Genomic DNA, 9582 nt, shown 5'->3' on the forward strand with positions numbered 1-9582 from the left:
CCCCAAAACCCGCAGCGGCAAAATCATGCGCCGCCTCCTACGCGACGTCGCCGAAGGACGCGAACTCGGCGACACCTCCACCCTCGTCGACCCGAGCGTCTTCGAGGCGATCCGGGCGGGCAAGGGCTGATCGCACAGCGCTGAGCGCGGCCGGTGGCGGGATCCGGCACCGGCCGCACCCGTTAAGATTGCGTCAGGTGTGCCGGGAAGTCTGGTCGGCGAGTGGTCGCGCACCAGTTCAGCCGACGCCGGTGGGTGCCGCGTCCACGCCGCCCGACCACCGGCCGAAAGGTTTCCCGTGATTACGCGAGTGCGCTCGGAACTGTCCCGCTACTTGCGCACGGAAACCTTCGGCGGCGCACTTCTCCTGATCGCGGCGGCCGCAGCGTTGCTGTGGGTGAACTCGCCGTGGGGAGCCAGTTATGCGACGATCACCGAGACGGTCGTCGCGATACCGCCGCTGCATCTGGAACTGACCCTGGCCGAGTGGACCGAGGACGGTCTGCTCGCGGTGTTCTTCTTCGTCGCAGGCCTGGAGCTCAAACGCGAACTGGTCGTCGGCGAACTCGCCGACCGCAGACGCGCCACTCTGCCGGTCATCGCGGCGATCGGCGGTGTGGTGACGCCCGCGCTGATCGCGGCGGTGGTCGGGTTCGGGATCCCCGGCATGGACCGCGGTTGGGCCATCCCCGTCGCCACCGACATCGCGTTCGCGCTCGCCGTCCTCGCGCTGACCGGTTCACGCATCCCCACGGGCGCGCGGGTCTTCCTCCTCAGCCTGGCCGTGGTCGACGACCTGATGGCCATCGTCCTGATCGCGGTGCTGTTCACCACGACGGTGTCGCTGCTGTGGCTGCTCGTCGCCGCCGGATGCTTCGCCGGGTGGGCATCGGGGCAACGCGCGCGAATCCGCACTCCGTTGCTCTACGTGCCACTGGCGTTGGTGTCTTGGTACGCGCTGCACGAGGCGGGCATCCATCCGACTTTGGCGGGCGTCGCCCTCGGCCTGCTCACCCGGGTGCGTGCTGATCCCGGTGAATCCGAAGCGCCTGCCACCCGGCTCGAGCACATCTTCCAGCCGGTCTCCGCCGGTTTGTGCGTTCCGCTGTTCGCCCTGTTCGCTTCCGGAGTCCCGTTGAATTCCACGGTCTTCGGCGAGTTGTTCACCGACCGGCTCGCGCTGGCCGTGATTCTCGGCCTGCTGGTGGGCAAACCGCTCGGCATCTTCGGGATGAGCTGGGTGGCAATCCGGTTGGGCGTCGCGACGCGGCCCAGCGGACTCGGCTGGCGGGACATGTTCGCCCTCTCGGTGCTCGGCGCGATCGGCTTCACGGTTAGCCTTCTCGTGGCGGAACTCGCGCTCGCCGATGTCGCGGACGGGTCGGCCGTCGAGTTGGCGAAGGCCGCTGTGTTGGTGACATCAATGGCGGCGTCGCTCGCCGGTTCGGCGCTACTGTTGCGGCGTGGGCGTGTCCACCAGGCTCGGCGGGACGCCCGTGCGCTACAACGTGAACAACACGGCGGCGCGAGCGATCCGCCCGGAGGCGGTAGCCTGCGTGACCACGGAGGGCACCGGGAGCACCGCCGATCGAACGGGAGTTGAAGCAGTGCCGGGACAGGGAGAAGGGTCGACCAAGTGAGTTTCAACCACGGCGGTAACGGGAGCGACGCGGAGCGCGGTCGTACGGTCACCTCCATTCCCCTCACGGATGCCGATCCGCTCGGTTCCGCGAGTTTCGGGACCCTGGTCCGCGACGCCGCCGAGCAGATGTCGACCCTGGTCCGCGCCGAGGTCGAACTGGCCAAGGCCGAGGTCACCGGCGAGATCAAGAAGGGCCTGCAGGGCAGCGTCTACTTCATCCTCGCGCTCACCGTGCTGTTGTTCAGCACGTTCTTCTTTTTCTTCTTCCTCGGCGAACTGCTCGACGTGTGGCTGGCGCGCTGGGCGGCCTTCCTGATCGTCTTCCTGCTCATGGTCGTCGCCACCGCGGTACTGGCGTTCCTCGGCTACCGCCGGGTGAAGAAGCTGCGCGCGCCGGAGAAGACGATCGATTCGCTCAAGCAGGCGCGCACGGTGCTGCCGCACGGCTTGGGCGCGGCCGCGCACGAGGACCGCCTCGCCCTGGAGAAGCAGACTTCCTAGGCGCGCGTGCGCGAGCCGGTACGGCGGCTACTAGGCTCAGTCGGCGTGTCGGCGAACTTGCTCCCGGATCCGTCCAGCGTCCGTTACGACGGACCGTGGACGCATCGGGACGTGCACGCCAACGGCATCCGCTTCCACGTCGTTGACGCGGCGCCCGAACGGTCCGACGCACCGCTGGTCGTGTTGCTGCACGGCTTCGGCGACTTCTGGTGGTCCTGGCGGCACCAACTGACCGGCCTGGCCGAGCTCGGCTACCGCACCGTGGCCGTCGACCTGCGCGGCTACGGCGACAGCGACAAGCCGCCGCGCGGTTACGACGGCTGGACGCTCGCCGGTGACGTCGCCGGGCTGATCCGGGCACTGGGCTACACCGAGGCGACGCTCGCCGGGCACGCCGAGGGTGGTCTGGTCTGCTGGACCACGGCCGTGCTGCATCCGCGCTTGGTTCGCTCGATCGCGCTGGTGGGCTCGCCGCATCCGTCGGCGTTGAAGAGCTCCGTGTTGCGCAACCGCCGCCAGCGCGCGGCCTGGCTGCCGAACTTCCTTCGCTACCAGCTCCCCCGGTACGGCGAGCACTTGCTGACCACCGCCGACGGCCTCGAAGTGGAACGGCTGCTGCGCCAACGGGTCAGCGCGGGTTGGGCGAGCACCGCCGAATTCGTCGACACCGCACAGCGGATGCGGTCGGCGATCCGGATCCCCGGCGCCGCGCATTGCGCACTGGAGTACCAGCGCTGGGCCTTCCGCAGTCAGTGGCGTCCGGACGGCCGCCGGTTCATGGCGACCATGCGCGAACCCATCCGCGTCCCCGTCCTGGCCATGCGCGGCGAGCTGGACCCGTACATACTGCCGGGAACCTTCCGCCGCGACCTCCATCTCTCGCCGGAACGGCGGCTGGCCGGTATCCCGGCGGCCGGGCACTTCGCCCACCAGGAGAACCCGGACGCCGTGACGAAGGAACTGGCCAAACTCCTCGGCTGAACGCTTCGCGGCCCGGCTCGGCCACGGGTTCGCGGCCGGGTCTCGGTTCGATGAAAGCGCGTACCCACACCGATCCCGCGCTTCCGCCTGACCAAGTCGCGCCCAGGCCCTGCCGCGGAACGAGTTCCGCGGCATCGGGGCGACACCCGATACCACGGCTCTATTCCGGGTGGTACGTCCGACCCGCGTCGCGGATCAGCTCAGCACACACGCCCCCGTGGCCACCGGACCATCGGAACGCTGCGAAGCTTCGAGTTCGGAGCGGACTTCGTTGAGCGTCAGCACATAACCGGTGTCGTTGTCGGTCACCGCGGCGCCGAAGACGACCCCGAGCACCTGTCCTTCGGTATCCACCAGCGGCCCACCGGAATTGCCCGCCTGGACGAGCCCGCGGACGGTGTACACCTCACGCTTCACCGTTCCGTCGCGATAGATATTCGGGCCGGTCAGATCCAGGGTCTCGCGGATCCGGGCCGCGCTCGCGGTGTACCGGCCACCGCCCGGGTAGCCGAGCACGATGGCGCTGTCGCCGGTACGCGCGGGCGACGGCGCCTGCGGCACGACCGGGGCGGTGAGTCCGGGTACCGAGAGCACCGCGACATCGGTGAACGGATCGAACAGCACCACCGAAGCGGGCAGCGAGCCGTAGGCGGTGTCCACGTCGACGCTCGTCGTGCCCGCGACGACGTGAGCGTTGGTCATCACGCGCTCCGGGGCGATCACGAAGCCCGAGCCCTCCAGCGCCCGCTGGCAACTCGGCGCGACACCGCGGATCCGCAGCACGCTCTGCTGCAGCGAGGCGGCGACCGGGCTGGCCAGCACGCTCGGATCCGGTGGTTCCACCGCGGCGATCGGCGCCCGCCCGAACGGCCCGATCACGTCCGGCAGACCGGAGGTGTTGAGCAGCTTGGAGAATTCGTTGGGCAGCTTGCGCAGCCAGTTCGGCGCGACGTCGTTGACGTCGGCCAGCACCCGCGAGCCGTTGATCGCGGTCGCGATGGCCGGCTGCGACGAGGTGGCCAGCGGCAGCGCCAGCAACCACGCGGTGACCAGCACGGCGACCGCCTGCAGCCCCGCGCCGACCACGCTGTCCACGCTGCGCGTGAACGGATGACGCATGCCGCTGCGCGCGGCGCGCCCGAGCACCATGCCCGCGACTTCACCGACGATCACCAGCACCACGATGAGCAGCACGCCGGTGAGCACCCTGGTGCGGCCCTCGTCGACGTGCACCAGGATGTGCGGCGCGATCAGGATGCCCGCGACCGCGCCGAGCACAACGCCGAGGAAGGCGAGCGCGGAGGCCACGGCGCCCTGCCGCCAGCCCGAAGAAGCGGCGAGCAGGGCCAGTAGCACGACGGCGATGTCGAGCCAGGCCGACGAACTCATAACGTCATCCCCACGGCGGCGAGTGCGGTCTGCAGATCACGGACGTCCGCGTGGTCCCACTCGCGATCCCAGCCCGCGGCCTTGCTGATCCCGGCGAGGATGCCGCCGGTCAGGCCCCAGACCAACATCCCGTCCACCTGGAACGCCGGGCTCTGATAACCCAGAGGGCTGCGAACCAGGAAGCGGTTGGCCGGATCGAGCAGCTGCGCGAGCGGCACGCGCACGACCCGTTCGGTCTCGCTCCGGTCGACCACCTGCACCGCACCCGGCGTACGCCAGTACGCGAGCACCGGCGTCACGTCGAAACGAGATACCGGCACGAACAGCTTGGGTTGTACCGCGAACGGTTCCACGCCGGAACGGTCGAGGCCGGTTTCCTCGCAGGCCTCCCGCAGCGCGGTATCGATCGGCCCGGCGTCGCCCGGGTCCGCCGCGCCACCGGGGAAGGCCACCTGGCCGCGATGCTGACGCAGGGTGGAGGCGCGCTGGGTGAGCAGCACCTCCGCGTCGGCCGGCAGCCCGCCGGGGGCGTCCGGGTCGGGCTCCGGCGAGCCGCCGAACAACACGAGCACCGCCGCTTGACGCGGCTTCGAGGTCACGGTCATGGCGCGGCGCAGCGCACGCGCCCTGGTCGCGGTGTCGGCGCTGTCGAGGGCCGGTTCGGCCGAGCGGGTCAGCCAGTTCGGGATGCCGGGGGGCATTTCGATGGTCATCGCGCACCTCCCCCGCGCATTCGCCCACCGACCCGCGTGCACGCCCGCACCGTCACCTCCACCATTGATTCGTCCACCCGCATCGTCATGCGGCCACTCCGAGCTTGCCCGCGACGGTATTCGCGATGTCATCCACCCCGTCGAAAGCGCGCACCTCGACGTCGGCTATCGAGCCGTCGGCACGCACCAGCACCGAGATCGGCAGCACCGAGGGAGCGCCGACGACCGTGCGCACTCGCGCGTCGGCGTCGAGCACGCCGGGCAATCTCACATCCAGTCCGCGCAAACGGGACAGTGCCTTGGCCTCATCAGGGTCGCTGTGCACGGTCAGCACCGTAATCGCGTTTCCGGCGCGTTGGGCGTATTGCTGCAAATACGGCAACTCTCTGGCGCACGGTGCGCACCAGTAGGCCCAGAGATTCAGCAGGGCGGGCTTGCCCGCCAGCGCGGCGGCCAAGTCGACCGGTTCGCCGTCCGCCAGGCATCCCAGCGTTATCCCGGCCAGCGGACCGTTGCCGGGGGAAGCGCCGCTCGGGCAGTCGGGCAGATGGGCGGCGGCGCGCAGGTCATCGGAGACGCCGGAGGCAACGGGAGCCCGGTGTTGCTCCTCGGTCCGGTCGTCGCCGCGCGGCCACACCGCGACCGCCAGCGCGACCACGACGATCAGACCGGCAAGTGCCCAGCGCCACGCATGTCCCGCACTCCTCCGGCCCGAGGGCTCAGAACTCACCGGCCCACCAGCTCGAGCAGATGCTCCCGCTCGGGCCCCTTCACCAGCTTGGCCGCCGCCTCCGGGTCGGTCGGCCCGATCCCGAACGACGGACAGTCTTTGGCCAGGACGCACGCACCGCACGCCGGCTTGCGGGAATGGCAGACGCGCCGACCGTGGAAGATCACCCGGTGCGAGAGCATCGTCCATTCCTTGCGCTCGATCAGCGCGCCGACGATGTGCTCGACTTTGACCGGGTCCTCCTCGTCGGTCCATCCCCAGCGGCGCACCAGGCGACCGAAATGGGTGTCGACCGTGATGCCGGGGACCCCGAACGCGTTACCGAGGATGACGTTGGCGGTCTTGCGCCCGATGCCGGGGAGCTGGACCAGCTCGGTCAGGGTGTGAGGCAATTCACCGTCGTGACGTTCCAGCAACGCTTGGCCGAGCCCGATCAGGGAGGAGGTCTTGTTCCGGTAGAACCCGGTCGGCCGGATGTATTCCTCCAGCTCCGCGCGATTTGCCTCGGCGTAGGCCCGCGCGTCCGGGTAACGGGCGAACACCGCGGGCGTGGTGAGATTCACGCGCTCGTCGGTGCACTGTGCCGAAAGTATTGTCGCCACCGCCAATTCGAGCGGTGTGGTGAAATCCAGCTCGCAGTGCGCGTCGGGGAAGGCGGTCGCCAGTTCACGGTTCATCCGGCGCGCGCGGCGGACCAGCCCGAGCCGGGTTTCCGCCTGTCGTGCCCTGGTTTTCCGATTCGGAGCCGCGGCGGCGACCGGCGGCGTTCCGGAGGGCTCGGAGCCGGGCGGAAGTCCGTTCCCGGAGGCAGTGGAGGGGGAGACGCGCACGCGTCCACCATACGGAATCGGCGGACAACGTTGCCCTTCCAGTTCAGTTGCCGTGTTCCATCTGAGACCTCGACGGTGTTTACTGCTCGTCATGCAAGGACTCGCTGTGGTGCTCTTCCCAGTGGTGCTGATGCTGTTCGCACTGGGTATGGAGCGGGTCGAGAACCGGCTCCGCAAGCTTCTCGAACCCGACGAAGAGGTTCAGCAGTACCTGGACAAGGCAAGCAACGCCGAGGTGAAGGAGCTGACGAAACTCGGTCTGCCCGCCGCCGTCGCCCGGATGCGCAAGCGCCGCTCCCGCGGCGATGAGATGGACGTGGCCCGCGCCAGCTGACGCGGCGCAAGTGTCGCGCAATCCACTCGTTACGTGGTGTCCGTCACTACGCTGTAGTGAGGCCGCGTAGACTGCGCTGTTGGCCGAGTCGCTTCGGTCCGGTACAGAGCCATTTCCCTAAGGAGCACATTCGTGGACGAGGCCCTCGCCAGAGCAGGCATCTTCCAGGGCGTCGAGCCCACTGCGGTGGCCGCCCTCGCCAAGCAACTTCAGCCGGTGGATTTCCCGCGCGGTCATGTCATCTTCAACGAGGGTGAGCCGGGTGACCGGCTGTACATCATCACGTCCGGCAAGGTGAAGATCGGACGCCGTTCGCCCGATGGGCGCGAGAATCTGCTGACCATCATGGGCCCGTCCGATATGTTCGGCGAGCTGTCCATCTTCGACCCCGGTCCGCGCACTTCCACCGCCACCACGGTGACCGAGGTGCGCGCGGTGACGATGGACCGCGACGCCCTCAAGACCTGGATCGACCAGCGACCCGAGATCGCCGAGCAACTGCTCCGCGTCCTCGCCCGCCGCCTGCGCCGGACCAACAACAACCTGGCCGACCTGATCTTCACCGACGTGCCCGGCCGCGTCGCCAAGGCGCTGTTGCAGCTCGCACAGCGCTTCGGCACGCAGGAAGCCGGCGCGCTGCGGGTCACCCACGACCTGACCCAGGAGGAGATCGCCCAGCTGGTCGGCGCCTCCCGCGAGACCGTGAACAAGGCGCTCGCCGACTTCGCGCATCGCGGCTGGCTGCGGCTGGAGGGCAAGAGCGTGCTCATCTCCGACTCCGAGCGCCTGGCCCGCCGCGCCCGGTAACACGCCCCGAACGACGAACGCCGGGTTCAGCGCTCCACTGAACCCGGCGTTCCGTTGTTCCCGTCAGCCGTGCACGCGCAGGTAGTCCAGCTGCGCCTGCACCGAACTGCGCGCCGCGGGCCACAGCCGCTCGTCCACATCGGCGTACACGCGCCGTACGACCGCCATCGCGTCCGCATCCGAGCCGAGCACCCGCAACGCTTCCCGCACCTGGCCGAGGCGCTCGTGCCGATGGGCGATGTAGTACCGGGCGACCGGTTCGAGATCCGGATGATCCGGGCCGTGCGCGGGCAGCAACGCCTTGCCCTTGCCCGCTTCCAGCAGCCGGTCCAGCGAGGACAGATAGTCGGCCAGCGCACCACTACCGGACCCGAGCACGGTGGTGCCCGCGCCGAGGATGGTGTCGCCGGTCAGCACCGCGTCGTCGAGGACGAAACTGACCGAGTCATCGGTGTGGCCCGGCGTTTCCAGCACGGTGATCCGCAGGCCCGCGGCCTCGATCACCTCGCCGTCGGCGAAGGCGGCAGCCGAGCCGCGCAGAAAGCCGGAATCCTTGGCGCGCACGGATGTCCCGGTCAGTTCGACCAGATGATCGATCCCGCCGGTGTGGTCGTGGTGGTGGTGGGTGATCAAGGTGAGAGCGACCCGGCCACCGGTGGCCTCGGCGATCGCGGCGCTGTGCGACTCGTCCTTCGGACCCGGGTCCACCACCACACAGTCCGACCGGCCCGCGGCCCGCAGGATCCAGGTGTTGGTTCCCTCCAGGGTCATCTTTCCCGGATTGTCGGCGAGCAGCACCGCCGCCGTCTCGGTGACCTGTCGGAGCTGCCCGTAGGCGGGGTGTGTCAACGTCATCGCAAACCTCGGATAGAAACGGAGCCGACTGTTCCGGTCTAGCGCACCTCGGCGATCAGTTCGACTTCGACCGGAGTATTCCGGGGGAGTTCGGAGACGCCGACGGCCGAGCGCGCGTGCTTGCCCGCGTCACCGAAGACCTGACCGAGGAACTCCGACGCACCGTTGATCACCACATGCTGATCGCCGAATCCGGGTGCCGAAGCCACGAATCCGACCACCTTGACGATCCGCACCACCGCGTCCAGCCCGACCAGGTCGTGCACCGCGGCCAGCGCGTTGAGCGCGCACAGCCGCGCCGCTTCCTTGGCCGCCTCCACCGAAACCTCCGCGCCGACCTTGCCGACCGCCGACAGCTCGCCGTTCACGAACGGCAGCTGACCGGAGGTATAGACGAGCGAGCCGGTCCGGATCGCGGGAATATAGGCCGCGACCGGTGCCACGACCGGAGGCAGCGTGATTCTGAGCTCGGCGAGGTTCTTCTCCCACTGGGTCACTGCGTCACCCTCCTTCGCTACTTGGGCCGCTTGAGATAGGCGACGTGCTGCTCACCGGTCGGGCCGGGCAGCACGGTGACCAGCTCCCAGCCGTCGGCTCCCCACTGATCGAGAATCTGCTTCGTCGCATGCGTCAGCAGCGGCACGGTCGCGTACTCCCACAAGGTCGTATCACTCATGTGCGAGAGCGTAGCTGTGTCTTATGGCCGCGACTTCGTCGCGGCGTGTTCGCGGCCCCTTTGTGGCTCGCGTTTGCGCGACCGCCGCTGGCGACTTCGTCGCGGACGCGGCGGCCGCGCAAAC

The 9582-nt window shown here is 69.0% G+C and carries 12 protein-coding genes; 5 read left to right on the top strand and 7 right to left on the bottom strand.

Going from position 1 to position 9582, the window contains the following annotated elements:
* The first annotated feature begins 298 nt into the window (after positions 1 to 298).
* From nhaA to ACWEO7_RS36895, 3 genes are read left to right on the top strand one after another with little or no spacing between them, the layout of a single operon-like run.
* A complete protein-coding gene (gene nhaA, locus ACWEO7_RS36885) occupies positions 299 to 1603 on the top strand; it encodes a Na+/H+ antiporter NhaA (protein ID WP_452430198.1) in 1305 nt (434 codons plus the stop codon).
* 33 nt (positions 1604 to 1636) lie between these two features.
* Positions 1637 to 2143 carry a phage holin family protein gene (locus ACWEO7_RS36890; RefSeq protein ID WP_450026397.1) on the top strand — a complete coding sequence of 169 codons (507 nt, stop codon included), beginning with the start codon at positions 1637 to 1639 and terminating at the stop codon, positions 2141 to 2143.
* Positions 2144 to 2188: 45 nt separating this feature from the next.
* Positions 2189 to 3124 (top strand): alpha/beta fold hydrolase, encoded by a 936-nt coding sequence (locus ACWEO7_RS36895; protein WP_452430199.1) that lies wholly within the window; start codon positions 2189 to 2191, stop codon positions 3122 to 3124.
* Between the two features lie 195 nt (positions 3125 to 3319).
* On the opposite strand, the gene ACWEO7_RS36900 is transcribed toward ACWEO7_RS36895, so the two are convergent.
* The 4 genes from ACWEO7_RS36900 to nth all read right to left on the bottom strand — a co-directional run bounded on the left by ACWEO7_RS36900 (position 3320) and on the right by nth (position 6654).
* The gene (locus ACWEO7_RS36900) at positions 3320 to 4513 is read right to left on the bottom strand and encodes a MarP family serine protease (RefSeq protein ID WP_355078674.1); all 1194 of its coding nucleotides are present in this window, start codon (positions 4511 to 4513) and stop codon (positions 3320 to 3322) included.
* Positions 4510 to 5226, bottom strand: coding sequence for an NUDIX hydrolase (locus tag ACWEO7_RS36905; RefSeq protein WP_355078675.1), 717 nt, complete (start codon positions 5224 to 5226; stop codon positions 4510 to 4512). The genes ACWEO7_RS36900 and ACWEO7_RS36905 overlap by 4 nt, the downstream gene beginning before the upstream one ends.
* Positions 5227 to 5311: 85 nt before the next feature.
* Positions 5312 to 5956, bottom strand: coding sequence for a TlpA family protein disulfide reductase (locus ACWEO7_RS36910; RefSeq protein WP_452430201.1), 645 nt, complete (start codon positions 5954 to 5956; stop codon positions 5312 to 5314).
* Positions 5953 to 6654, bottom strand: a complete 702-nt coding sequence (nth, locus tag ACWEO7_RS36915; protein ID WP_450026401.1) for an endonuclease III — start codon at positions 6652 to 6654, stop codon at positions 5953 to 5955. Before nth ends, ACWEO7_RS36910 begins: the two co-directional genes overlap by 4 nt.
* A 223-nt stretch (positions 6655 to 6877) precedes the next feature.
* Between nth and ACWEO7_RS36920 the strand changes: the two genes are divergently transcribed.
* Positions 6878 to 7120 carry a hypothetical protein gene (locus ACWEO7_RS36920; protein WP_067799616.1) on the top strand — a complete coding sequence of 81 codons (243 nt, stop codon included), beginning with the start codon at positions 6878 to 6880 and terminating at the stop codon, positions 7118 to 7120.
* A 132-nt stretch (positions 7121 to 7252) separates the two neighbouring features.
* The gene (locus ACWEO7_RS36925; RefSeq protein WP_039794544.1) at positions 7253 to 7927 is read left to right on the top strand and encodes a Crp/Fnr family transcriptional regulator; all 675 of its coding nucleotides are present in this window, start codon (positions 7253 to 7255) and stop codon (positions 7925 to 7927) included.
* Between the two features lie 63 nt (positions 7928 to 7990).
* On the opposite strand, the gene ACWEO7_RS36930 is transcribed toward ACWEO7_RS36925, so the two are convergent.
* Genes ACWEO7_RS36930 through ACWEO7_RS36940 form a run of 3 tightly spaced genes read right to left on the bottom strand, consistent with a single transcriptional unit; the run spans position 7991 to position 9458 of the window.
* Positions 7991 to 8782, bottom strand: a complete 792-nt coding sequence (locus tag ACWEO7_RS36930) for an MBL fold metallo-hydrolase (protein WP_452430203.1) — start codon at positions 8780 to 8782, stop codon at positions 7991 to 7993.
* A 38-nt stretch (positions 8783 to 8820) separates the two neighbouring features.
* Positions 8821 to 9279, bottom strand: a complete 459-nt coding sequence (locus tag ACWEO7_RS36935) for a RidA family protein (protein WP_452430205.1) — start codon at positions 9277 to 9279, stop codon at positions 8821 to 8823.
* A gap of 17 nt (positions 9280 to 9296) precedes the next feature.
* On the bottom strand, positions 9297 to 9458 hold the full coding sequence (locus tag ACWEO7_RS36940) for a DUF4177 domain-containing protein (protein ID WP_085994820.1): 162 nt from the start codon (positions 9456 to 9458) through the stop codon (positions 9297 to 9299).
* Between the last annotated feature and the right edge of the window lie 124 nt (positions 9459 to 9582).

The sequence above is a fragment of the Nocardia sp. NPDC004260 genome, from assembly GCF_053603155.1.

Bases quoted from the DNA above. Each gene is read 5' to 3' on its own strand.
- ACWEO7_RS36940 (WP_085994820.1), bottom strand. From the start codon at position 9,458: ATGAGTGATACGACCTTGTGGGAGTACGCGACCGTGCCGCTGCTGACG.
- ACWEO7_RS36905 (WP_355078675.1), bottom strand. From the start codon at position 5,226: ATGACCATCGAAATGCCCCCCGGCATCCCGAACTGGCTGACCCGCTCG.
- ACWEO7_RS36900 (WP_355078674.1), bottom strand. From the start codon at position 4,513: ATGAGTTCGTCGGCCTGGCTCGACATCGCCGTCGTGCTACTGGCCCTG.
- ACWEO7_RS36920 (WP_067799616.1), top strand. From the start codon at position 6,878: ATGCAAGGACTCGCTGTGGTGCTCTTCCCAGTGGTGCTGATGCTGTTC.
- ACWEO7_RS36930 (WP_452430203.1), bottom strand. From the start codon at position 8,782: ATGACGTTGACACACCCCGCCTACGGGCAGCTCCGACAGGTCACCGAG.